At 32.4% G+C, this 22,005-nt stretch carries 30 protein-coding genes; 11 read left to right on the forward strand and 19 right to left on the reverse strand.

Features of this window, described 5'->3' with window-relative positions:
* Positions 1-8 precede the first annotated feature (8 nt).
* The 5 genes from leuD (at position 9) to leuB (ending at position 4,438) form a co-directional block, all read left to right on the forward strand.
* The gene (gene leuD / locus OZP08_RS01900; protein ID WP_268848064.1) at positions 9-605 is read left to right on the forward strand and encodes a 3-isopropylmalate dehydratase small subunit; all 597 of its coding nucleotides are present in this window, start codon (positions 9-11) and stop codon (positions 603-605) included.
* 77 nt (positions 606-682) lie between these two features.
* The gene (locus OZP08_RS01905; RefSeq protein WP_268848065.1) at positions 683-991 is read left to right on the forward strand and encodes an antibiotic biosynthesis monooxygenase family protein; all 309 of its coding nucleotides are present in this window, start codon (positions 683-685) and stop codon (positions 989-991) included.
* Between the two features lie 9 nt (positions 992-1,000).
* On the forward strand, positions 1,001-1,705 hold the full coding sequence (locus OZP08_RS01910) for a class I SAM-dependent methyltransferase (RefSeq protein ID WP_281322861.1): 705 nt from the start codon (positions 1,001-1,003) through the stop codon (positions 1,703-1,705).
* Between the two features lie 65 nt (positions 1,706-1,770).
* On the forward strand, positions 1,771-3,294 hold the full coding sequence (locus OZP08_RS01915) for an alpha-isopropylmalate synthase regulatory domain-containing protein (protein WP_281322862.1): 1,524 nt from the start codon (positions 1,771-1,773) through the stop codon (positions 3,292-3,294).
* Positions 3,295-3,376: 82 nt separating this feature from the next.
* On the forward strand, positions 3,377-4,438 hold the full coding sequence (gene leuB / locus OZP08_RS01920) for a 3-isopropylmalate dehydrogenase (RefSeq protein ID WP_268848067.1): 1,062 nt from the start codon (positions 3,377-3,379) through the stop codon (positions 4,436-4,438).
* Between the two features lie 66 nt (positions 4,439-4,504).
* Here leuB and rbp read toward each other — a convergent pair whose 3' ends face one another.
* The gene (gene rbp, locus OZP08_RS01925) at positions 4,505-4,843 is read right to left on the reverse strand and encodes an RNA-binding regulator (RefSeq protein ID WP_268848068.1); all 339 of its coding nucleotides are present in this window, start codon (positions 4,841-4,843) and stop codon (positions 4,505-4,507) included.
* Positions 4,844-5,134: 291 nt separating this feature from the next.
* Here rbp and OZP08_RS01930 point away from each other — a divergent pair, with 291 nt between their 5' ends.
* The 3 genes from OZP08_RS01930 to OZP08_RS01940 all read left to right on the forward strand — a co-directional run bounded on the left by OZP08_RS01930 (position 5,135) and on the right by OZP08_RS01940 (position 7,052).
* A complete protein-coding gene (locus OZP08_RS01930; protein WP_268848070.1) occupies positions 5,135-5,689 on the forward strand; it encodes a 30S ribosomal protein S16 in 555 nt (184 codons plus the stop codon).
* Positions 5,690-5,703: 14 nt separating this feature from the next.
* The gene (rimM, locus tag OZP08_RS01935; RefSeq protein ID WP_281322863.1) at positions 5,704-6,228 is read left to right on the forward strand and encodes a ribosome maturation factor RimM; all 525 of its coding nucleotides are present in this window, start codon (positions 5,704-5,706) and stop codon (positions 6,226-6,228) included.
* A 116-nt stretch (positions 6,229-6,344) separates the two neighbouring features.
* Positions 6,345-7,052, forward strand: a complete 708-nt coding sequence (locus OZP08_RS01940) for a tRNA1(Val) (adenine(37)-N6)-methyltransferase (RefSeq protein WP_281322864.1) — start codon at positions 6,345-6,347, stop codon at positions 7,050-7,052.
* A 290-nt stretch (positions 7,053-7,342) separates the two neighbouring features.
* On the opposite strand, the gene OZP08_RS01945 is transcribed toward OZP08_RS01940, so the two are convergent.
* From OZP08_RS01945 to OZP08_RS02010, 14 genes are all read right to left on the reverse strand, one after another.
* Entirely contained in the window at positions 7,343-7,741 is a 399-nt protein-coding gene (locus OZP08_RS01945) for a hypothetical protein (protein ID WP_268848073.1), read from the reverse strand.
* Between the two features lie 161 nt (positions 7,742-7,902).
* The gene (locus tag OZP08_RS01950) at positions 7,903-9,204 is read right to left on the reverse strand and encodes an HlyD family secretion protein (protein WP_281322865.1); all 1,302 of its coding nucleotides are present in this window, start codon (positions 9,202-9,204) and stop codon (positions 7,903-7,905) included.
* Positions 9,205-9,313: 109 nt separating this feature from the next.
* Positions 9,314-11,506: a peptidase domain-containing ABC transporter gene (locus OZP08_RS01955; protein ID WP_281322866.1), complete on the reverse strand. Its 2,193-nt coding sequence runs from the start codon at positions 11,504-11,506 to the stop codon at positions 9,314-9,316.
* A gap of 118 nt (positions 11,507-11,624) precedes the next feature.
* Positions 11,625-11,816, reverse strand: a complete 192-nt coding sequence (locus OZP08_RS01960; protein ID WP_268848076.1) for a hypothetical protein — start codon at positions 11,814-11,816, stop codon at positions 11,625-11,627.
* A gap of 430 nt (positions 11,817-12,246) precedes the next feature.
* Positions 12,247-12,438 carry a hypothetical protein gene (locus OZP08_RS01965; RefSeq protein WP_268848077.1) on the reverse strand — a complete coding sequence of 64 codons (192 nt, stop codon included), beginning with the start codon at positions 12,436-12,438 and terminating at the stop codon, positions 12,247-12,249.
* 71 nt (positions 12,439-12,509) lie between these two features.
* Positions 12,510-12,674 carry a hypothetical protein gene (locus tag OZP08_RS01970; protein ID WP_268848078.1) on the reverse strand — a complete coding sequence of 55 codons (165 nt, stop codon included), beginning with the start codon at positions 12,672-12,674 and terminating at the stop codon, positions 12,510-12,512.
* 16 nt (positions 12,675-12,690) lie between these two features.
* Positions 12,691-12,894: a hypothetical protein gene (locus OZP08_RS01975; RefSeq protein ID WP_281322867.1), complete on the reverse strand. Its 204-nt coding sequence runs from the start codon at positions 12,892-12,894 to the stop codon at positions 12,691-12,693.
* 136 nt (positions 12,895-13,030) lie between these two features.
* Entirely contained in the window at positions 13,031-13,198 is a 168-nt protein-coding gene (locus OZP08_RS01980; RefSeq protein ID WP_268848079.1) for a hypothetical protein, read from the reverse strand.
* Positions 13,199-13,280: 82 nt separating this feature from the next.
* A complete protein-coding gene (locus OZP08_RS01985) occupies positions 13,281-13,439 on the reverse strand; it encodes a hypothetical protein (RefSeq protein ID WP_281322868.1) in 159 nt (52 codons plus the stop codon).
* Between the two features lie 178 nt (positions 13,440-13,617).
* Complete coding sequence (locus OZP08_RS01990; RefSeq protein ID WP_268848081.1) at positions 13,618-13,797, reverse strand: hypothetical protein; 180 nt, start codon at positions 13,795-13,797, stop codon at positions 13,618-13,620.
* Positions 13,798-13,886: 89 nt separating this feature from the next.
* Positions 13,887-14,048 carry a hypothetical protein gene (locus OZP08_RS01995; protein WP_268848082.1) on the reverse strand — a complete coding sequence of 54 codons (162 nt, stop codon included), beginning with the start codon at positions 14,046-14,048 and terminating at the stop codon, positions 13,887-13,889.
* Between the two features lie 96 nt (positions 14,049-14,144).
* Positions 14,145-14,345 (reverse strand): hypothetical protein, encoded by a 201-nt coding sequence (locus OZP08_RS02000; RefSeq protein ID WP_281322869.1) that lies wholly within the window; start codon positions 14,343-14,345, stop codon positions 14,145-14,147.
* Between the two features lie 23 nt (positions 14,346-14,368).
* Positions 14,369-14,530, reverse strand: coding sequence for a hypothetical protein (locus tag OZP08_RS02005; RefSeq protein WP_281322870.1), 162 nt, complete (start codon positions 14,528-14,530; stop codon positions 14,369-14,371).
* Positions 14,531-14,600: 70 nt separating this feature from the next.
* Positions 14,601-16,166 carry a vitamin K epoxide reductase family protein gene (locus OZP08_RS02010; protein ID WP_281322871.1) on the reverse strand — a complete coding sequence of 522 codons (1,566 nt, stop codon included), beginning with the start codon at positions 16,164-16,166 and terminating at the stop codon, positions 14,601-14,603.
* Between the two features lie 244 nt (positions 16,167-16,410).
* Here OZP08_RS02010 and OZP08_RS02015 point away from each other — a divergent pair, with 244 nt between their 5' ends.
* From OZP08_RS02015 to OZP08_RS02025, 3 genes are all read left to right on the forward strand, one after another.
* Positions 16,411-16,779 carry a helix-turn-helix domain-containing protein gene (locus tag OZP08_RS02015; protein ID WP_268848086.1) on the forward strand — a complete coding sequence of 123 codons (369 nt, stop codon included), beginning with the start codon at positions 16,411-16,413 and terminating at the stop codon, positions 16,777-16,779.
* Positions 16,780-16,882: 103 nt separating this feature from the next.
* Positions 16,883-18,061 carry an acyl-CoA dehydrogenase family protein gene (locus OZP08_RS02020; protein WP_281322872.1) on the forward strand — a complete coding sequence of 393 codons (1,179 nt, stop codon included), beginning with the start codon at positions 16,883-16,885 and terminating at the stop codon, positions 18,059-18,061.
* A gap of 91 nt (positions 18,062-18,152) precedes the next feature.
* Positions 18,153-18,953, forward strand: coding sequence for a DUF3050 domain-containing protein (locus OZP08_RS02025; protein WP_268848088.1), 801 nt, complete (start codon positions 18,153-18,155; stop codon positions 18,951-18,953).
* Positions 18,954-19,221: 268 nt separating this feature from the next.
* Here the strand turns inward: OZP08_RS02025 and OZP08_RS02030 are convergent, their stop codons facing one another.
* The 4 genes from OZP08_RS02030 to OZP08_RS02045 form a co-directional block, all read right to left on the reverse strand.
* A complete protein-coding gene (locus tag OZP08_RS02030) occupies positions 19,222-19,539 on the reverse strand; it encodes a 2Fe-2S iron-sulfur cluster-binding family protein (protein WP_268848089.1) in 318 nt (105 codons plus the stop codon).
* A gap of 43 nt (positions 19,540-19,582) precedes the next feature.
* Positions 19,583-20,056 carry a hypothetical protein gene (locus OZP08_RS02035; protein WP_268848090.1) on the reverse strand — a complete coding sequence of 158 codons (474 nt, stop codon included), beginning with the start codon at positions 20,054-20,056 and terminating at the stop codon, positions 19,583-19,585.
* A 314-nt stretch (positions 20,057-20,370) separates the two neighbouring features.
* Complete coding sequence (locus tag OZP08_RS02040) at positions 20,371-20,610, reverse strand: NifU family protein (RefSeq protein WP_268848091.1); 240 nt, start codon at positions 20,608-20,610, stop codon at positions 20,371-20,373.
* Positions 20,611-20,717: 107 nt separating this feature from the next.
* A complete protein-coding gene (locus OZP08_RS02045; protein ID WP_281322873.1) occupies positions 20,718-21,845 on the reverse strand; it encodes an Mrp/NBP35 family ATP-binding protein in 1,128 nt (375 codons plus the stop codon).
* Between the last annotated feature and the right edge of the window lie 160 nt (positions 21,846-22,005).

Consider the following 22,005-nt stretch of genomic DNA (forward strand, 5'->3'; position numbering starts at 1 on the left):
AAAACAAAATGGCATACGATAAATTTAATATCCTTACTAGTAGTGCAGTGCCACTACCAATAGAAAACGTAGATACGGATCAAATCATTCCTGCTCGTTTCCTGAAAGCTACAAAACGTGAAGGTTTTGGAGACAACCTTTTTAGAGACTGGAGATACAATGGGGACGATACTCCTAAAGCAGATTTCGTTTTAAACAACAAAACATATAGCGGAAAAATATTAGTAGGCGGAAAAAACTTTGGTTCTGGTTCTTCAAGAGAACATGCAGCTTGGGCGGTTTATGACTACGGATTCCGCGCAGTAGTTTCTAGTTTCTTTGCAGACATTTTCAAGGGAAATTGCTTGAATGTTGGTGTTCTACCTGTACAAGTTAGTCCAGAATTTGCCGAAACTATTTTTAAAGCTATCGAAGCTGATCCTAAAACAGAATTAGAAATCAATTTGCCAGAACAAACCATTACGCTTAAAGTAACTGGTCAAAAAGAATCTTTTGCCATTAATGGATACAAAAAAAACAATATGATTAATGGCTTTGATGATATTGACTATTTGCAAAACATTAAAGAAGAAATTACGGGATTTGCAGATAAACTGCCTTACTAAAAAAACAAATACAATTAGTTAAGCAAGAAACCCGACACATTTTTCAAAATCTGTCGGGTTTGTAAATAAAAATAGATATGGTTTTAGAAATGGCTATTCTACAGGTAAAAAAAGGAGAAGAAACTCATTTTGAAAGAGACTTTGCCATTGCCAGTCAATTTATTCAATCGATTCCTGGTTATATACATCATAGTTTGAGAAAATGCTTTGAGGAAGAAAACAAATATTTGCTACTGGTTGATTGGGAAAAATTAGAAGATCATACCATTGGCTTTAGAGAATCCGAAGCCTATTTCGAATGGAAAAAATTGTTACATCATTATTACAATCCATTCCCAGTTGTAGAACACTATGAGATGGTTTTTGAGAATAAAAAGCAATTTTAAATTATAAAAATGAAATCAACATTATCTGAAATACAACAGCGCTTTGACAATGAAGTAGAGCGTTTTTCTAATCTAGAAACAGGCCAAATCAGTACTATTGACGCCACTTTGAGTTTAGAATTATTAACCCAAGCAGCTAGCGCCTGTTGCCCTGATGCCAAACAGGTTTTGGATTTGGGCTGTGGTGCAGGCAATTATTCTTTAAAATTATTAAGTCTTATTCCTGACTTTGATTCCACTTTGATTGATTTGAGTCAACCTATGCTGGACAAAGCAATAGAAAGAATTTCTAAAGTTTCTAAAGGGAAAATCACTGCTATTCAAACCGATTTTTTGAATATGGAATTGCCTGATGAAACTTTCGACATTGTGGTTACTGGTGCTGCCATGCATCATTTAAGATCAGATGAAGAATGGGAAACGGTCTTCACCAAAATATATAAAAGTTTAAAAAAGGGAGGCTGTTTTTGGATTTCAGATTTAATCAAACACGATCATCCTGCTATTGACCAATTAATGTGGAAACGTTATTCGGATTATTTACAATCTGTTGGTGGTGTAGCCTATCAAGAAAATGTATTTGATTACATTGCCAAAGAGGACACACCACGATCAGTAATCTACCAATTGGATGTATTAAAAAAAACAGGATTTTCATATGTTGACGTCCTGCATAAAAACAGTAATTTCTCTGTGTTTGGAGGAATCAAATAATCAAATGAACGCTAAAAGACCATTTTAATCAAAAATGCTTCATCAATACTAACAGCAATAAAAATATGGAAAAAAGAAAAATTGAAATAATGGATACTACACTTCGCGATGGTGAACAAACCTCGGGAGTATCTTTCTCTGCTGCGGAGAAATTAACCATTGCACAATTATTGCTTGAAGAATTAAACATTGATCGTATCGAAGTTGCCTCTGCCCGTGTAAGTGAAGGCGAATTTCAAGGTGTAAAAGGCATTATGTCCTGGGCTCAGGAAAAAGGATATGACAATCGTATCGAAGTATTGGCTTTTGTCGATGGTGGTATTTCTATAGAATGGATGAAAAAAGCTGGAGCCAAAGTTCAAAATTTATTAACTAAAGGCTCTTTAAACCACTTAACACATCAATTAAAAAAAACACCTGAACAACATTTTTCCGAAATTGCCCAATCTATTGCTTTTGCAAATGAAAATGGAATAGCCACAAATATCTATCTGGAAGATTGGAGTAACGGAATGCGTAATTCCCCTGAATATGTTTTTCAATATTTAGATTTTTTAACGACTCAACCTATTAAGAGAATATTATTACCAGATACTTTAGGTGTTCTTATTCCAACTGATACTTTTGAATTTATATCTAAAATTACCGCCAAATATCCCAACATACATTTTGATTTTCATGCTCATAATGATTATGATCTAAGTGTTGCCAATGTTATGGAAGCTGTAAAAGCAGGTATCAACGGATTACACGTTACCGTAAACGGAATGGGTGAACGAGCCGGAAATGCTCCTCTGGAAAGTACCGTTGCTGTAATAAATGATTTCATTACAAATGTAAAAATCAATATAAAAGAATCATCTCTATACTCCGTAAGTAAATTGGTCGAAACATTTACAGGTTATAGAATCCCAGCAAACAAACCTATTGTAGGTGATAATGTTTTTACACAAACCGCAGGAATTCATGCAGATGGTGACAACAAAAACAATTTATATTTTAATGATTTACTTCCGGAGCGTTTTGGAAGAAAAAGAAAATATGCTTTAGGTAAAACATCCGGAAAAGCCAATATCGAAAAGAATCTTCAAGAATTAGGATTAAAACTAAATCCTGAAGATTTAAAATTAGTTACCCAACGAATCATTGAATTGGGAGATAAAAAAGAAACTGTTACCAAGGAAGATTTACCATATATCATTTCTGATGTATTAGACAGTCATTCTTATGAAGAAAAAATTGTAGTAGAATCGTATATCTTGGTTCACTCCAAAGGATTACGCCCTTCGACTACACTTTGCTTAAAAATTGATGGAGAAATTATAGAAGAAAATGCACAAGGTGATGGACAATTTGATGCTTTTATGAATGCACTTTCTAAAATTTATAAAACCAAAAAAATGGTTTTACCAAAATTAATCGATTATGCGGTTCGTATTCCTCCTGGCAGTAGCTCGGATGCATTATGCGAAACCATCATCACATGGACACATAACGGAAAAGAATTTAAAACAAGAGGATTAGACTCTGACCAGACCGTTGCCGCTATCATTGCTACTCAAAAAATGCTGAATGTAGTTTCTAATTAAAATATGAAAGATTTAAAGATTAAAAAATTAAAACTCCAATCTTTAAATAATTAAATAATTCAATCTTTAAATAAAAAATATAATGAAATTCAATATTGCCCTTTTAGCCGGAGACGGAATCGGACCAGAAGTAATAAACGAAGCTGTTAAAGTTTCGGATGCCATTGCCAAAAAATTCAATCATGAAATCACTTGGACACCTGCTCTTACCGGTGCTTGTGCTATTGATGCCGTTGGTGTTCCTTACCCAGACGAAACACATGAAATTTGTATGGCTGCCGATGCTGTTCTTTTTGGGGCTATTGGACACCCAAAATATGATAACAACCCAAGCGCAACCGTTCGTCCTGAACAAGGACTATTATTAATGCGCAAAAAATTAGGTTTGTTTGCCAATGTGCGCCCAACCTTTACTTTCCCGTCATTGATTGATAATTCTCCATTGAAGAAAGAGCGTATCGAAGGAACCGATTTGGTTTTCTTAAGAGAATTAACCGGAGGAATTTATTTTGGAGAAAAAGGAAGAAGAGACGATGGTGAAACAGCCTTTGATAATTGTGTATACACTAGAGACGAAGTTAAACGTTTAGCAAAAAAAGGATTTGAACTTGCAATGACACGTTCAAAAAAATTGTGTTGTGTAGATAAAGCGAATGTTTTAGAAACTTCTCGTTTGTGGAGAGAAACCGTTCAAGCTATGGAAAAAGATTATCCTGAGGTTGAAGTGAGTTATGAATTTGTAGATGCGGTTGCAATGCGATTGGTACAATGGCCAAACTCATATGATGTATTGATTACGGAGAATTTATTTGGAGATATTTTGACAGATGAAGCTTCTGTTATTTCGGGATCAATGGGATTAATGCCATCAGCTTCAGTGGGTGAACATACTTCATTATACGAGCCAATACACGGATCTTACCCACAAGCAACGGGCTTGAATATTGCTAATCCACTAGCAACTGTTCTATCTGCTGCAATGATGTTTGAGGATGCCTTTGGATTAAAAGCCGAAGCAGATGCTATCAGAACTGTCGTTAATAAATCTTTAGCAGAAGGAATTGTTACCGAAGATTTAGTTGCCAAAGGAGCCAAACCTTACTCTACTAGTGAAGTGGGTGACTGGCTTGTTGCCAATTTGTAAAATAAAACACAAAAAAAGGTGTCAATTTACATTGACACCTTTTTTATAATATGATTGAAAAAAATATTAATATCTTCCTCTGTCTCCACCGCCACGGTTTTCTCCACCACGGTTGTTTCCGTATCCTCCACGGTTGTTGTTAAAACTTCTTCTTTCACTTTCTGGTTTAGGTTCAGATTTGTTTACAACGATTGAACGTCCTTGAACTGTAGCCCCATTCAATTCGTCAATTGCTTTCTGAGCTTCATCGTCATTTGCCATTTCAACAAAACCGAATCCTTTACTTCTTCCTGTAAATTTATCTGTGATAATTTTAACTGAATCAACTGCTCCGTAAGCCTCGAAAGACTCTCTTAAATCTGCTTCCTCAATACTGAATGGAAGGCTTCCAACAAAAATATTCATAAGTACTTATTTATAATAGTTAAAACAAATGTAGACTATTTTTTTTCTAAATAACTATAAATTAGCTTATTTATGATATAGAATCATTTGGTTTTGTATTGAATCTCTATTTTTACACTGAAAAACCAACTATTTTTCTCTTTATCAATTTCAAAAAAATAAAGAACAAAACACTTCTAATACATTATCAATCATTAAAGTAATAATCATATTAGTTTGTTTCAATAAAAAATGTATCTTTGCACCCTTAATTAATCGAGGTCGAGTACCTCAAAATTTAATCACACGATTATGTCAGTAAAAATTAGATTACAAAGACACGGAAAAAAAGGAAAACCTTTTTACTGGGTTGTAGCTGCAGATGCACGCTCAAAAAGAGATGGTAAATACTTAGAAAAAATTGGTACTTACAATCCAAACACCAATCCTGCAACTATCGATTTAAATCTTGATAGCGCAGTAAAATGGTTGCACAATGGTGCTCAACCTACTGATACAGCAAAAGCTATTCTTTCTTACAAAGGTGCTTTATTGAAACACCACCTTGATGGAGGTATCCGTAAAGGAGCTTTGACTCAAGAGCAAGCTGATGCAAAATTAGCAGCTTGGTTAGAAGCTAAAGCTGGAAAAGTTAATGCTAAAAAAGACGGTTTATCTAAAGCGCAAGCTGATGTTAAAGCTAAAGCTCTTAAAGCAGAACAAGAAGTTAATGCAAAACGTTTAGCTGCTGCTGCACAAGCTGAAGCTGATGCTATTGCTGCTGCAGCTGCTGCTGAGGCTCCTGCTGAAACTGAAGCTGAAGAAGCTCCTGCTGCTGAAGAAAATAACGAAACAACTGAAGCATAATTTAGAAGGCGAAAATGCGTAAAGAAGATTGTTTCTATTTGGGTAAAATCGCCAAAAAATTTAGTTTCAAAGGTGAAGTTCTGGCTTATTTAGACACAGACGAACCTGAGTTATACGAAAACTTGGAATCAGTGTTTGTTGAATGCAACAAACACTTGATTCCTTTTTTTATTGAAAATAGCTCCTTACACAAAAATGATTTTCTTAGAATCAGTTTCGAAGATATTGATACAGAGGAAGCTGCCGATGCTTTAATTGGCAACGATTTATACCTTCCTTTAAAAATGTTACCTAAACTTACAGGTAACAAATTCTACTTTCATGAAGTTATTGGTTTTGAAGTAGAAGACAAACGCTTGGGATATGTTGGAGATATTCAATCAATCAACGATACCACAGCTCAGCCTCTTTTTGAAGTACTCAAAGGAGACACCGAAATCCTTATCCCTATGGTCGACCATTTTCTTGTAAAAATTGACAGGGAAAACAAAAAAGTCATTATGGATTTACCTGAAGGACTAATCGAAATGTATCTTTAAGAAAAGGTTCTGTTTCCAATCGTTTTTTCAGTTTAAAAAATCTAAAATCAATATTCGTTACCCGAGTCTAAAAGGCGAACTGACGAAGTAATCTACAATCTGAAATCTAATTTCCCATGTTTACTTTCAAGCAATTTTCTGTTAAACAAGATAAAACAGCTATGAAAATTGGAACTGATGGCGTTTTATTAGGCGCTTGGGCTCCAATAGAAAACAATCCTTTTAGTGTTTTAGACATTGGAACCGGAACCGGTATCATTGCTTTAATGCTCTCACAAAGAAGTAATGCCCAACAAATTGATGCTTTAGAAATTGACGAAGACGCTTACGAACAAGCCGTAGACAATTTTGAGAACTCTCCTTGGGGTGACCGTCTTTTTTGCTTTCATGCAGGATTAGACGAATTTGTCGAAGAACCTGAAGATGAATACGATTTAATTGTTTCCAATCCTCCCTTTTATACCGAAGACTATAAATCCGAAAACGGACAACGTGATCTTGCCCGTTTTGCTGATGCTATGCCTTTTGAAGACTTAATTGAAGCCGCAGATTTATTACTTTCAGAAAACGGTGTGTTCGCTGTTATCATTCCGTTCAAAGAAGAGGAAAACTTTATTGCTCTTGCTAAAGAATACGAATTGTATCCTATAAAAATCACTAGAGTTAAAGGAACTCCTACCACCGAAATCAAGCGCAGTTTATTGGCTTTTTGCCGAAATGAAAACGCTACTATTTTGACAAATGAATTGATAATTGAAACAGCAAGACATGTCTATACTCCTGAATATATTGAACTGACTAAGGATTTTTATCTGAAGATGTAGTTTCACATCCTCAGAAATGAAATTGTTGTTTCTCCAGTAATCTGGATCTTCTTTAAGTTTTACATCAAGTTTTAATCAATTGATTATTTCTACATTGTCAGTGTTTATATCTACAGACATCAAATCGTAATTCAACACATTTATTCTTTTATTGTTTTGAAAATAATTGTTTTCAATTTTCTCATTACAATAATTTACGATATAGTTAATAAAATTAATATTAATCTGTCAACCTATTTTAGGACGGTTCAGAAGAAAAAATCTTTATGGTGGTTTCATTTAACTATCAACTACTTCGCTAGACAATATGTACTGCCTGGATCAACATCCCCTTCTGGAAAATTTTTACTGTAAAAAGTTCTTTTAACAGTAAAACAGTCGTCGTCAATACTCACAATTGTCATGATAATTCTGTCTCCTAATTCCATCTGAGATTCGCCAAGCTTTTTAACGCAAGTGATTTCATATTCACAGTCGCTGATCCATTTAACACTCCAAACCAATTGAAGCACTCCATTGTCATAACTTTCTTGAGTGGCGCCTTTTACCACAAAAGTCCTTTTAGGATAATCCGGATTATACGCTTTGAAGTTTTTAAACTTACTGCAATTTAGAGCTTGTGTTTGTGTTTGTGAATACCCGATTGACCCTGCTACTAATAATAAAATAAGCGCTATTTGTTTTTTCATAATTTTGATTTTGGCTGATTTGGGGAAAACTGCTGATTAACATCTATTAATCTATCCTCCAATATTACAAAATTACCTAGTTCTAACCAACACTTCTTGCTTACTTTCTTATATCTCTTTTAATTATCAGTTTTATCTTAAAACAGGAGATAAGTCCAATACTACTCTGCTCTAAAAATATCCCTAAACTGGTAGAGAATACGTTCTAACAATCTCAAATCTTCGGTTACAATATCCGCAGAGCCTTTCATCTCTTGTTGAAAAGGAATTTGCTTTTTATAAGAAGACTCTAATCCATTTGGCAAAGATACATCTATTAGCAAATTACCTTCTTTATCTGGTACCAAAGAAATATTACTTACTTTACCTCTTAAAACACCAAACTCTCTATCCGGGAAATTAAACAAACGAATATTTACTTTTTGTCCCACTTTAATTTTTCCGGAATTCAATGCAGGAGCTTTTACTTTACCAAGGTATCCTTCTTTTATTGTAGGTATAATTGAAAATACATTGTCTCCAGTTGTTATGGATTGATTCTTTGTCCAAACTTGTAAAAATGTAACCACACCAGAAACAGATGTTTTTAAAGTATAGGTCAGTTCCCAATCTTTTATTGCTTTTTTCAATTGATAAAAAGCTTGTGTGACACTTCTATCTAAATTTACCGTTTCTTTAGTCCCATTTATCTGTGAACTTTGGCTTGATTTTGTGTTATCAATCAAAGATGACTTTAATTGAGATATTGAGGACAATAGACTTTTATAATTCTTTTCGGCTTGTAGATATCCTAATTTTTTATTTTCAAAATCTTGTGCAGAAACAACTCCTTTGTTATATAAGGATTCAAAACGATTGACATCATTTTTTTGAAGTTGCAATTCGCTTTCATTTATTACTTTTTGTTGCTCTAACAACTTCAAACGCGCTCTTATTTCAATATTCTCAGAACGTTGTGCTTTGTTTTCTATTTGATAAGGTTGTAGTTCTGTATTGAGTTCTTCTGCCGAATATTCTTTCTGGAAAATAGCATATGCACTTTCTATATCTCCTAATTGAGCATTTTGAAGTAAATGAAAAGGGAATTTTGCAGTTCCGTTTAGATCAAAATGATTCAAACAATTCTTTAAAACAAATACATCTTTATAATTGGCATTATTCTCAATTATGGCAAGTGTCGTGTTTTCTAAAACTGCTGTTTTATCTTTTACTAAAATAGCTTCGATTCTTCCAGTAGTTTTAGCCACTATTTTTTCTGGTGGAATTGCAGTTGTAATAACAATTTCTGTGCTTACTACATCTGGATACTTTAAGAACCAAGACACACAAAAAAGCATTACTATGATTCCAAAAATTAAAACCGTTCCCCAACGAATCATCCAGTGCGGAACACGAGTAAGAATATCTTGAACTTCTTCACTACGAAGTTGAAAGTCGGTATTTGAAGCAGGTAATTCAGGCATTTTTTTATTGTTGAATTTTAGATATGATTATTTTTATGATATAATTTGAAAAACTGAAACTGGAAGACTGAAATAAAAAACTTCTTATTTCCAGCTTCCATAATCAAGCTTAGTTCCCTAATTGCAATTGATTTCTAACCAATTCAAAATAGTTCCCTTTTTGTTCTACCAATGCAGAGTGGCTTCCCATCTCGATAATTTTTCCTTTGTCGAGTACCACAATTTGGTCGGCATTCATCACTGTACTTAATCGGTGTGCAATAACCACCACTGTTTTGTTTTTGAAAAAAATATCCAATTTACCCATAATTACTTTTTCATTATTAGCATCTAAAGCTGATGTTGCTTCATCAAAAAATAACATTTCTGGGTTTTTATAAACTGCTCTGGCAATAAGTAATCTCTGCTTTTGTCCAGTACTCATCCCTACTCCTTCTGTACCTATTTTAGTATTGTATCCTAGCGGTAACCCTAAAATATATTCAGTAATATTAGCCACATCAGCGGCATAGACTAATCGTTCTTTATTAATTATACCTACTCCTACCGCTATGTTATTGGCAATAGTATCATTAAATATAAAGCCTTCTTGCATTACAGCACCAATATTGTCTCTCCAAGATTTTTGTGCTATATTCTTGAGTTGCGTATTCCCTAAATTGATTTCTCCTTTGTCTGGATCATAAAATTTAAGCAACAATTTCATTAAAGTAGTCTTTCCACTTCCGCTTACACCTACGATAGCGGTAACTTTTCGGGCTGGAATCTTTAGATTCAAATTGTCTAATACCGGAATATCTGACCCCAAATAACGATAAGATAAATCCTTTATTATTATATCACTGTCCTTAGGAATATCATGTGTTTGATGTATTTCTTGTTGTGATTCATCTTCTTTTTCGTGAATTTCTGACAAACGCGCCAATGATATTTTTGCATCTTGCAATTCACGAACAAACTCGATAAGTTGGGTAATTGGACCATTCAAACTCCCAACAATAGAGCTTATCGCCATCATCATCCCCAAAGTAATAGATCCATCTATCACTAATTTTGCCGAAAGAAAAATAATAAAGATATTTTTTAATTCATTTATGACAGACGAACCAATCGTTTGCGTTTGTTCTAATACCAACCCCTTTATAGATACCCTAAACAATCTTGCCTGTACATATTCCCAACCCCATCTTTTTTGTTTTTCGGCGTTATGCAGTTTAATTTCCTGCATCCCGTTTATAAGTTCCATTACTTTGCTCTGTTCCTGACTTACCTCCGAAAATCGTTTATAATCCAATTCTTTTCGTCTTTTAAGAAACAAGGTAATCCAACCAAAATAAAGAAGACTTCCCGCAAAAAAAACAAAGAAAATCTTTAGGTTATAATAGGCTAATACTCCTCCCATAATAATCATATTGATTACAGAAAACAATACATTTAAGGAAGATGTGGTTAGAATTTTTTCTATACGATGATGATCATTTATACGCTGCAGAATATCTCCTGTCATCCTTACATCAAAGAATGAAATGGGTAAATTCATTAATTTTATAAAGAAATCTGAAATTAAGGAAATGTTTATTCTGGTAGAAAGATGTAAAAGTATCCAACTTCGAATAAGCTCTAAGCCTGTTTTCCCGGCAAAAAGAAACAATTGCGCAAACAGAATTAAATAAATAAAATTAATATTCTGGTTCTGAATCCCTACATCGACAATACTTTGTGTCAAAAAAGGAAAAATTAACTGCAATAAACTGCTTGCCAATAAGCCAACTGTTAATTGTATTAAAAATGACCTGTATCTCAATATGTATTGATACAATAAACCAAATCCTAATCCTTTGTTCTCTTCTTTTTCAAATTCAGATTGAAAAAATTTAGGGGTAGCTTCCAGTAATAATGCTATACCTTCTTGTGTAGTATCATCGGCATTATTACCTATCCAAAATTTTATAAAATCTGATTCACTATAATCGATTAATCCAAAACCAGGATCTGAAATAAAATATCTCCCTTTTTTAATATTATATAGGATTACGTAGTGTTCTTTGTTCCAATGCAAAACACAAGGCAAAGGCACTTCATCTAAACTTTTTAAATTGAGTTTTACCCCTAAAGTTCTGAAGCCTATTTTTTCGGCAGCATCACTTAAAAACAATAAATTACTGCCCTCTCGGGTCGTCTCGCTATAATCTCTTAATTCTTGAATGTTTATGGATTTGCCATAATACTTGGCTATAATTTTTAAACAGGTAGGGCCACAATCTTTAGAATCGGCCTGTTTGTAGTTGGGGAATTTCTTCAATTTTAACTTATTTTTTTTCGAAAGCAATTTAGTACAAAATATTTTACTTATCAATATTAAAAACAATAAAGAGGAAATAAATTTCCTCTTTATATTTATAACAATTTAGTAACCTTTACTATACACAAATATTTTCTTTTACTGCGCATTTACCAGTAGTTGCATTATATGTACCTCCTTCTTCTGCACACTCGGCAGCAATCATTGTCCAATAAAAAATTTTGATGCATCCAAATCCTCCATTAATTGATTTTTGCTCTTTTTGGGTTAATTTTTGAGCTCCTTCTAAATTCAAAATATTTTTTAACATAATATATTTTTTATAGTTTGGTTAACATCCCAATCCTTTTAAGATACTTGGGATTTGTATCTTTTTATCCTTTCACCTCATTAAGGTTCTAGACAATACCAACATGTCCCGCTCACGCAACATTGCCCTTTCGGACATAAATGAGTCGCATCACAAGCCATTCTACCACCATTAATTGATTTTTGCTCACTTTTAGTTAATTTTTGAGCACCTTTTAAATTCAAAATGTTTTTTAACATGATTATAGTTTTTATTAATTTAGTTAAAATCTCAATCATTTAAAGACACTTGGGTTTGTCTCTATATTTCAAGAATATTTTAGTGTGCCTTTAAATTTGAATTAAAATTCTCCTTTCTACAAATACTTTCTCCTCAGAAAAGTTATTCAGGAAATATTTTAATTCATTACTATCGTATTATAAGAAGAAAATTATTCTATTGAGAAACAACAACCTCCTCCAGCTAAAGGATATTCTGCAGGGCATGGTCCAAATCCTTTATATATAGCCCATCCACCACTAATTGCTTTAGCACAAACTTCAGTTATCCCTCCATTAATACTTTTTTGCTCACTTTTAGTTAATTTTTGAGCACCTTTTAAATTCAAAATGTTTTTTAACATGTTATCCTATTTAATAGTTTTACTAAAATTATTTAAAGTTACTTGGGATTCATCTACAGTATTAAACTGTTTTAACAATAAATACAAATCCAAGTTCTACCTACGCGAAGTGGGCATGAATACAATTCGGTCTCAGGATCATAACAAGTTGGAGGAACATCTCCTCCATGAATATTTTTTTGCTCGTTTCTTGTTAATTTTTGAGCTCCTTCTAATTTTAAAATGTTTTTTAACATGGTATCGATTTTAAAATTAAAATTCTTCACACACTAACGCTCTGCAAGTATGATTAATTGAATTATAAGTTGCATTTGGGTATTCCACTCTACACTCTGCTAAAGAATTACCTGGATAATATGCAACGTAACAACCTACTGGAATACCTGCTTTAATGTTTTTTTGCTCTTTTTTAGTTAATTCCTGAGCTCCTTCTAAGTTTAAAATGCTTTTTAACATGATATAATATTTTATGGTTAAGTTAATATCCCAAATTATTTAAAGACACTTGGAACATGATGTCGATTGAATTTCAAATAAAAAAGCTATGAAATAATACTCTTTATTACATAGCTTTTTATTTTATGAAAAATAATTATGGACACATTATTCCATTCTTAACACATTTATAAGGACCTGAATCCTCACATTGATGTGTTCCGTATGGACAAGTATTGAATCTAGTTATTCCTCCATTCAATGATTTTTGTTCCTTTTTACTCAATTTTTGAGCTCCTTCTAAGTTTAAAATGTTTTTTAACATAATATAAATTTTAAAAGTTTGATTAGTTCCTCAATTTTTAAAGACACTTGAGGCTTGTGTCTGTGTCTGTAGTTTGTGAGTATTATACCTCGTCAGTACTACAGATCCATCTCCAACGACCGTTTTCGAAAATACGAATTGGGTATCCAGTTTCACAATATGGAAGACCTCCTTTAATTACTTTTTGCTCTTTTTCAGTTAACACTTGAGCTCCTTCTAGGTTTGAAATTTTTTTTAACATGGTAATAGTTTTTAATTAATTTAGTTAATATCCCAATCATTTTGAAACACTTGGGACTTGTGTTTTTTATCTTAAAATGAGGAAAAATTGATGTATTATTCCCTAACATTAATTTTGCATTGCTATTAGAAAAGCACTTTTTACTTCTACACTAACAGAAAAAATACAAAACGCTTACTTAAAAACAGGCCTGACCAATAAGTCTGCAGATTCCCTCATCACTTCCTGCATAACAACAGTAAGTACCCGAAGAACGAGGACAAACTCCCCCTACACAAGCTAAACCGCCTTTTATACTTTTTTGTTCATTTTTAGTCAGTTTTTGAGCTCCATCTAATTTTAGAATATTTTTTAACATGATTATAGTTTTTGATATTTACTTAATACCCCAATCTTTGTGTAACACTTAGGGCTTGTGTCAGTGACTCAATCAATATTTAAAATTTATTACGGTAACTCTGGACGACATGGGCTAGCACAAGCTAAGCTGATGTACTTACATCTATTTGTAGTTGGATCAATACAATCCTTTAAACCTCCGTTTATACTTTTTTGCTCATTTTTAGATAATTTTTGAGCTCCTTCTAATTTTAAAATGTTTTTTAACATGGTCATAATTTTTATAGGTTAGTTAATATCTCCTCAATCACTTTAAAGTACTTGAGAATTTAGGTTAGGCTTTTAAAATCTAAATAGTGAAATTAATTACACTTCTTCTGGTTGCGGTTTACATCCTACTTTTGTACAATAGTATCTAGGATTAATACATCCGTCTATAGCGCAAATATGAATTCCCCCTGAAATATTTTTTTGCTCGTTTTTACTTAATTTTTGAGCTCCTTCTAATTTTAAAATGTTTTTTAACATGATTCTAGTTTTTGTTGATTTAAAAATTCCCTCAATCATTTAAACACATTTGAGGCTTGTGTCTAATTTTTAGGATAAACTCTACATATCCCTAATTCATCATTACAGTATGAACCTTTAGGACAACTACCATCAGGTCTGCAAGCTAGCCCTCCATTAATGCTCTTTTTCTCGTTTTTACTTAATTTTTGAACTCCTTCTAATTCTAGAATGTTTTTTAACATGATTATAATTTTTGTTAGGTTAGTTAATATCCCAATCAATTAAAGACACTTGAGATTTATGTCTATATTTTTAAAGTTCAACTAAGCTTTCCATTTCTATAGAATCTTTCTCTTCTGAGAAATCATTTAGAAAATATTTCAATTCACTTATACTGTATTCATTTGGAAATTTTTTCCCGTTTACAATCTTAACAGGAGTGTAGTTAAACTCATTTTCCAGACACCAATCGTATTGCTGTTGAATCTGCTGATTTACTTTCATCGAGATTGCCGCCACTTTCCATTTCTTTAACCATGGTTCCAATCCCATTTTATGTATATGCCAGTCCGAAATTGCTTCTCCTATTTTTTCAGGAAATGAATTATTGATTTCTAACAAACTATCGACAACTGCTTTATAAGGATTGTCATTGTTCTCTGGATTAATATTAAATAAAACCTTCAAGAATACTTTTTCGGGATACTTACGAACCAAATTGATAGCATCTTCAAATGCTTTATGACAATGACCGCAACTTGGGCTAAGAAAAATAGAAAGTCCTACACTCGAATTATTGTTCCCAAACTGTATTCCTTTTAGTTTAGCAAATCCATCCATCACAGGAACTTCTTTCGATAAAAACTCGAAAACAGAATAGCTTCGTTTAAACTTTTTCAGTTCTTTCACTTCATTTTCAGCTTTAAACTTGGTCTCTAAAACTGGCTTTATCATTAACCATAAAGAAGTACAGACAATTACAGAAAATAAATAACTAAAATCATTAATAACTATATCTGTAACCAAAGGTTGCTCTAGAAAGTAGCCTATCAAACCTTGCAAAACAAGTATAGCGGATACTACCAAACAGAGCATACACCATTTTTTGATTTGAAATTTTTGAAGCCAAATAGAGTATAAAATGACTGGGAATGAAAATAAACTGAGTAATCCGATTATTTTACTGGAATAAATTGGATTCAATAAAATAGAAACTACATTAATGCTAAAAAAAAGCAATGGTAAATCTGTAAAACCCATCCATTTATTTATATCACCTTTCTCTGATTTAATAACTGAATCACAGGAAACATTAGCATTAATATTGCAAAATTTCGAAACTATTTCATTTTTTAACCCAAACTTTTCCTGAACAATAAAAATGCTAACCAAAACACCAACTACAGAAGTAAAAAGTAGTATCGCATTACTTAAGCTATAATTATTATAAAAAATGGATAGAAGAATTAAACTTACAGTAGGAATACCGTATGTTATCCATTTAATATTGATTTCACCTTCAGTTATAATAACTTGATTAGGCTCTATTGCTACTATTACACCATTCCAACCTTTGCAAAAATCATCTATAGTCACAATAGACTTTACTCCTTTTTCAGTCTCAATTTGAATAGTCTTATCATTTTTTGTCACTAAAACTAAATCATCATTATAAATAGCAAGAAAAGAAAGAGGTAATTCACCTAATTGTTCTTTTGGAACTTTTATCGCTATATTTTCTATAGACAACATATCTAAAGAATCTGTTATAGCAAATACACTTGGATAATTGGGATGAGAAAGAAATAATTCTTCAAACTCTTCTTTTGCATTTAAATAAAAGTTTAAACTAAGATATTGGTTTACTAATTTTATCATTAATCAGATTGCTTTTTACTTCTTTAATTCAATTTCCAAAGAAGTTCAGTTGGTTATTATTTTATTAAAAAAAATATACTTTTTCATAACTTTTTGTACACAACCAATTGCAGTAAAAAGTTTATTTTTTTTCAAATATATATTTATAAATAAAACGCATATCTACATAAACCAAACAATTTTCGCACATTTTTTAAACATATATAAATAATATCCTTACATTCGTAACAAAATATCAATGTTTATGGAAAAATCAAGATTGATTAAAATTCGAAAAAATCTAGGATTAAGCTGTAAAGAAATAGCAGATTTAATGTGTATGGAGGAGTATTCTTACAGGCGTAGAGAGAATGGAAAAACCAAAATAAGCAATCAGGAATGGAAAAAATTAGCTAGTATTTTATCAGTTCCTTTTGAGACCATTTTTGAACCTGAATATATACCAACTGATAGTTCAAAAAGCAATACTCCAGAGATAAGTTCCAATCAATATTACAGTATACCTAAAGAAATGATAGACAATCAGCAAGAGTATATCAATATTTTGAAAATAGAAATTGATTCTCTAAAGAAAGAAAATCAACTATTAAGAGAAAAATTACCTATAGAATAGAAAAAATACTACTTTAAAGCATATTTTAGAATAATATAACAATTTATATTATTTTTGTTATATTTCTTTTACGTAAATTTGTTGCTTTAAAAAACCATAAACTATGAGACCCGATTTATTTCAAGCCCCTGATTATTACAATCTAGATGATTTATTAAATGAAGAACACAAACTAGTTCGTGATTCAGCCCGTGCATGGGTAAAACGCGAAGTTTCTCCTATTATAGAAGAGTATGCTCAAAAGGCAGAATTTCCAAAACAAATTGTAAAAGGTTTGGGTGAAATAGGTGGTTTTGGACCGTACATTCCTGTAGAATATGGCGGTGCAGGATTAGACCAAATCTCATATGGGTTAATCATGCAAGAAATTGAGCGTGGTGATTCTGGTGTTCGTTCCACCTCCTCTGTACAATCTTCTTTGGTAATGTACCCTATTTGGAAATACGGAAACGAAGAACAAAGAATGAAATATTTACCAAAATTAGCCACTGGTGAACTTATAGGCTGTTTTGGTTTAACTGAACCAAACCATGGATCAGATCCAGGAAGTATGATCACCAACTTTAAAGACATGGGAGATCATTATCTTTTGAATGGTGCCAAAATGTGGATTTCGAATGCTCCTTTTGCTGATATTGCTGTTGTATGGGCAAAAAATGAAGAAGGAAGAATACATGGTTTAATCGTAGAACGCGGAATGGAAGGCTTTAGCACTCCAGAAACGCATAACAAATGGTCACTTCGTGCTTCATCAACAGGAGAACTAATCTTTGATAATGTAAAAGTTCCTAAAGAAAACTTACTACCTAACAAATCAGGTTTAGGCGCACCACTAGGATGCTTGGATTCGGCTCGTTATGGAATTGCTTGGGGCGCCATTGGTGCTGCTATGGACTGTTATGATACTGCTTTGCGTTATGCAAAAGAAAGAATTCAGTTTGACAAGCCAATTGCAGGTACTCAGTTACAACAAAAGAAATTAGCCGAAATGATTACTGAAATCACTAAAGCGCAATTGTTAACTTGGAGACTTGGAGTTTTAAGAAACGAAGGAAGAGCAACATCGGCACAAATTTCTATGGCTAAAAGAAATAATGTAGATATGGCTATACATATTGCTCGTGAAGCTAGACAAATGTTAGGCGGAATGGGAATCACTGGTGAATACTCTATCATGCGTCATATGATGAACTTAGAATCAGTAATTACATACGAAGGAACACACGACATACACCTGTTAATCACAGGAATGGATGTAACAGGAATCCCAGCATTCAAATAAGATAGCAAACTATTAAAGTATTTATAAAATTGATAATAAAAGCTTCTTGGTAACGAGAAGCTTTTTTATTTTTGCACAAAAATATACCACGATGAATATTGCAACAGTAAACTCAAGCATTCAAATCCAAAAACAACAATTATTAAATCATCCTTTATATAAAAAAGTAAATACATTAGATGATTTACATCGATTTTTAGAAAATCATGTATTTGCTGTATGGGATTTCATGTCTTTATTAAAAGCCTTACAAGCAAAATTAACCTGTACTACAACACCGTGGACTGCAACATCCAATCCGGAAATAAGGTATTTGATTAATGAAATCGTACTTGCCGAAGAAAGTGATTTAAGCATTGATGGACGCCGTTTGAGCCATTTTGAAATGTATATCGAAGCTATGCAAGATTGTGGTGCTCAAACTATAGCAATAGACCGTTTTTTAGAAGAGGTTCATTCGTTTCAAAATATATTTGTTGCAATTAAAAAAAGTAATTTACACCCAAACATTAAAGCATTCCTTGACTTTACTTTCAGAGTAATTGAAGAAGGAAAGCCACATGAAATAGCTGCTGCATTTACTTTTGGTAGAGAAGATTTAATTCCAAGTATGTTCACTGAAATATTGAGAAATTTTCAAGCCAATTTCCCAGCAAGCGATTTAAGTAAGCTACTGTATTATTTTGAAAGACATATCGAATTAGATGCTGATGAACATGGCCCAATGGCAATGAAAATGATTACTGATCTTTGCGGAGATAATCAAAAAAAGTGGTTAGAAGTACAAGAAATTTCGGTTTTAGCCTTAGAAAAGAGAATAGGGCTATGGGATGCTATCGAAGAACAAATAACGATAAACGCGGAAATTTCACATGATATAAAACCATCTTAAAGTTTCGATCATATAAATCAACGAACTAAAAATGATACTACATTATTGATGTAAGCTATAAAAGGCTTTTAATACCCAAACTCAAAACTGCTTACATCTTTTCGAAAAGTTTACAACTTACTTGTTCGATTGTTTTTTTATCAAAAGTTAGGAGTCTTTACAGACAAAAAGCTATTCCGATAATTTTTAAAAATAAAAAAGACATTCGTTTTTAGAACGAATGTCTTTTTTTTAATTAACTATAAATCTTAGATACTAAATACTCTAATTAATATTCTGGAGCTAATTCTAATTCCAATCCTTCTAGATTTTCGGTAATTGGTATTTGGCATCCCAATCGGCTATTCGATTTTACATAAAAAGCTTCAGAAAGCATTGCCTCTTCATCATCTCCCATTTCTGGTAACGCTACATCATTAAGAACATAACATTGGCAAGAAGCACACATTGCCATTCCTCCACAAGTTCCTTCAACAGGAAGCTCATAAGCTTTACATAATTCCATTATATTCATCGCCATGTCTGTAGGCGCTTGTAATTCATGAACAACTCCTTCTCTATCTTTGATTTTTATTAAAACATCCATTCTTGTAATTTGTATTTTAGTTTGAAGCTGTTAAGCTACAACTTTATCCTTTTATTTCAAGGTTTAATAGAAATTCTTTTTTGTTTTCATTATTAAGAATTTTTAAACCAATAATATCAGCTTGATTTATTATAAAAACAATTTTTGAGGATGGCGCATAAGCCCCGTCATGGGTCTTAAACACTAGTTTTCCCTCATAGGTTAGGTATACCAAACCATTTTTTTCTGTTTTCTCTTTTGTTAGTGTTTGAAAAGTAAACTCAGCAGAATTGTATGCGCTTCCTTCTATCATTTTGGCTTTACCATTACTAAGTTCAGTCAAAAATTCAGCGTTGACAATCTTTAATTGACCTTTCTTATTCGACATAACATTAACCATCGAAGAGTAATTCACTTCACTCCACTCTTCATCAACATTGACTAATGTTTTGGACACATATGCCTCTTGTATTGGTTCTTGTCCGTAATTTTTATAAAAGCATAAAAATAAAATAATTAATAAGTACTGTTTCTTCATAATTCAAGGTTGTAGGTTAGTGTTACAAATGTATATTTTTATTTGAATTTTCAAAGAAAAAATACTTGAATTATTTACATGTATTTTTAGATATAAAAGAGAAAACCGCAGTTTTATTGACAATTCACCATTAATAATTATCTAAAAAATTCATTTTTATCTCAATTTAACAAGTACAAATTAAGGATTTAACAAGAGCCTATTCAGTCACCATCATTTATAATAGTATTAATTCCACAAAAAAATGTAGTTAATATACTTCTTATAAAAAAAGAGTGTGTTATAAACAAACAACAAACTCTTTTTCAATGCTCTTACAAAACATTAACAACCGTTTCTATTTGTGGTGCGAACTTCTTAATAGTCGTTTCAACACCTGCTCTCAATGTCATTTGATTGACACTACAACTGGTACAAGCTCCTTCAAGACGCACTTTTACATGCTTCCCTTCATCAATAGAAATGAGGGTAATATCACCTCCATCTGAGTTCAGGAAAGGCCTGATTTCATCAAGCGCCATTAGAACGTTTTTGGTTAATTCTTCTGTTTTCATATCTAGATACTATTTATTTTTACAGGAATACGAAATTGCCATTCTTCAAATTATGTTTTTCTGAAATTATGGCAATTTCATAACTATTTTATTTTCCCCTTAAAAGTTTATTTCTTAACAGCTGAACATCCAGCCATTGTTGTAATTTTTATAGCTTCAGTAGGTGCTAAATTTTCATTTCTGTTCACTACTTCACTCACCACATTACGTGTAATTTCTTCAAAAACGCCTTCGATTACTGAACCTGTTTGTAATGCAGCTGGACGACCATAATCTCCTGCCTCACGAATAGACTGAATAATTGGCACTTCACCTAAAAATGAAACTCCAAGATCTTGAGCTAAGTCTTTTGCCCCTTCTTTACCAAAAATGTAATATTTATTTGCCGGCAATTCTTCCGGTGTAAAATAAGCCATGTTTTCAATGATTCCCAAAACCGGTACATTTATTGCTTCTGACAAAAACATAGAAACTCCTTTTTTGGCATCAGCAAGAGCAACAGCTTGAGGAGTACTTACAACTACCGCTCCCGTTATTGGCAATGATTGCATAATCGAAAGATGAATATCACCTGTTCCTGGAGGTAAATCTATTAACATAAAATCTAATTCTCCCCAATCTGCATCAAAAATCATTTGATTCAAAGCCTTAGAAGCCATTGGTCCTCTCCAAATTACTGCCTGACTTGGAGAAGTAAAAAATCCTATCGAAAGCATTTTTACTTCGTAGCTTTCAATAGGTTTCATTTTTGATTTTCCATTAACCTCAACCGAAATCGGTTTCTCATTTTCTACATCAAACATAATTGGCATTGATGGCCCGTAAATATCAGCATCCAAAACACCAACAGAGAATCCCATCTTAGCCAATGTAACTGCTAAATTTGCCGTTACTGTTGATTTCCCAACACCTCCTTTTCCAGAAGCCACAGCGATAATGTTTTTTATCCCAGGAATTGCTTTCCCTTTGACTTCATTTTTTTCAGGAACCTCTACTTTTATATTTACTTTAATTTTGGCTTCTGGAGAAACTAATTCCAATATCGTTTTTCTAACATCATCCTCAGCTCTTTTTTTAATATGCATTGCTGGTGTATGTAATACCAAATCAACAACAACCTCATCACCAAAAGTGACTACGTTTGCAACGGCTCCACTTTCTACCATATTTTTACCTTCACCAGCAATAGTTATTGTTTCTAATGCTTTAAGAATGTCTTTTCTATCTAATTTCATGCGTAATTACTATTTATTTTTATTTGATTCTGATGCTATTTTTTATGATTTTGAATCAAGATTTTGACTTTGAAAATTATCTTTATTTAAACTAATTTTAGATTGCAAAGATAACGGATTAAGTTCTAATTCTAAAGGATTTGGATTGGATTTATTGATG

Source organism: Flavobacterium aestivum, assembly GCF_026870175.2.
GTDB classification, from domain to species: Bacteria; Bacteroidota; Bacteroidia; order Flavobacteriales; family Flavobacteriaceae; genus Flavobacterium; species Flavobacterium aestivum.

Coding starts and splice junctions, on each gene's coding strand:
- OZP08_RS01970 (WP_268848078.1), bottom strand. CDS start 12,674: ATGTTAAAAAACATTTTAAAATTAGAAGGAGCTCAAAAATTAACAAGA.
- OZP08_RS01965 (WP_268848077.1), bottom strand. CDS start 12,438: ATGTTAAAAAACATTTTGAATTTAAAAGGTGCTCAAAAATTAACTAAA.
- OZP08_RS02005 (WP_281322870.1), bottom strand. CDS start 14,530: ATGTTAAAAAACATTCTAGAATTAGAAGGAGTTCAAAAATTAAGTAAA.
- OZP08_RS02045 (WP_281322873.1), bottom strand. CDS start 21,845: ATGAAATTAGATAGAAAAGACATTCTTAAAGCATTAGAAACAATAACT.
- leuD (WP_268848064.1), top strand. CDS start 9: ATGGCATACGATAAATTTAATATCCTTACTAGTAGTGCAGTGCCACTA.
- OZP08_RS01915 (WP_281322862.1), top strand. CDS start 1,771: ATGGAAAAAAGAAAAATTGAAATAATGGATACTACACTTCGCGATGGT.
- OZP08_RS01905 (WP_268848065.1), top strand. CDS start 683: ATGGTTTTAGAAATGGCTATTCTACAGGTAAAAAAAGGAGAAGAAACT.
- OZP08_RS01960 (WP_268848076.1), bottom strand. CDS start 11,816: ATGTTAAAAAATATTTTGAATTTAGAAGGAGCTCAAAAATTAACCCAA.
- OZP08_RS01945 (WP_268848073.1), bottom strand. CDS start 7,741: ATGAAAAAACAAATAGCGCTTATTTTATTATTAGTAGCAGGGTCAATC.
- OZP08_RS01950 (WP_281322865.1), bottom strand. CDS start 9,204: ATGCCTGAATTACCTGCTTCAAATACCGACTTTCAACTTCGTAGTGAA.
- OZP08_RS02020 (WP_281322872.1), top strand. CDS start 16,883: ATGAGACCCGATTTATTTCAAGCCCCTGATTATTACAATCTAGATGAT.
- OZP08_RS01930 (WP_268848070.1), top strand. CDS start 5,135: ATGTCAGTAAAAATTAGATTACAAAGACACGGAAAAAAAGGAAAACCT.
- OZP08_RS01975 (WP_281322867.1), bottom strand. CDS start 12,894: ATGTTAAAAAGCATTTTAAACTTAGAAGGAGCTCAGGAATTAACTAAA.
- rbp (WP_268848068.1), bottom strand. CDS start 4,843: ATGAATATTTTTGTTGGAAGCCTTCCATTCAGTATTGAGGAAGCAGAT.
- OZP08_RS02025 (WP_268848088.1), top strand. CDS start 18,153: ATGAATATTGCAACAGTAAACTCAAGCATTCAAATCCAAAAACAACAA.
- rimM (WP_281322863.1), top strand. CDS start 5,704: ATGCGTAAAGAAGATTGTTTCTATTTGGGTAAAATCGCCAAAAAATTT.
- OZP08_RS02010 (WP_281322871.1), bottom strand. CDS start 16,166: ATGATAAAATTAGTAAACCAATATCTTAGTTTAAACTTTTATTTAAAT.
- leuB (WP_268848067.1), top strand. CDS start 3,377: ATGAAATTCAATATTGCCCTTTTAGCCGGAGACGGAATCGGACCAGAA.
- OZP08_RS02040 (WP_268848091.1), bottom strand. CDS start 20,610: ATGAAAACAGAAGAATTAACCAAAAACGTTCTAATGGCGCTTGATGAA.
- OZP08_RS02035 (WP_268848090.1), bottom strand. CDS start 20,056: ATGAAGAAACAGTACTTATTAATTATTTTATTTTTATGCTTTTATAAA.
- OZP08_RS02030 (WP_268848089.1), bottom strand. CDS start 19,539: ATGGATGTTTTAATAAAAATCAAAGATAGAGAAGGAGTTGTTCATGAA.
- OZP08_RS02015 (WP_268848086.1), top strand. CDS start 16,411: ATGGAAAAATCAAGATTGATTAAAATTCGAAAAAATCTAGGATTAAGC.
- OZP08_RS01980 (WP_268848079.1), bottom strand. CDS start 13,198: ATGTTAAAAAACATTTTAAACTTAGAAGGAGCTCAAAAATTGAGTAAA.
- OZP08_RS01910 (WP_281322861.1), top strand. CDS start 1,001: ATGAAATCAACATTATCTGAAATACAACAGCGCTTTGACAATGAAGTA.
- OZP08_RS02000 (WP_281322869.1), bottom strand. CDS start 14,345: ATGATTGAGGGAATTTTTAAATCAACAAAAACTAGAATCATGTTAAAA.
- OZP08_RS01985 (WP_281322868.1), bottom strand. CDS start 13,439: ATGTTAAAAAAAATTTCAAACCTAGAAGGAGCTCAAGTGTTAACTGAA.
- OZP08_RS01990 (WP_268848081.1), bottom strand. CDS start 13,797: ATGTTAAAAAATATTCTAAAATTAGATGGAGCTCAAAAACTGACTAAA.
- OZP08_RS01940 (WP_281322864.1), top strand. CDS start 6,345: ATGTTTACTTTCAAGCAATTTTCTGTTAAACAAGATAAAACAGCTATG.
- OZP08_RS01995 (WP_268848082.1), bottom strand. CDS start 14,048: ATGTTAAAAAACATTTTAAAATTAGAAGGAGCTCAAAAATTATCTAAA.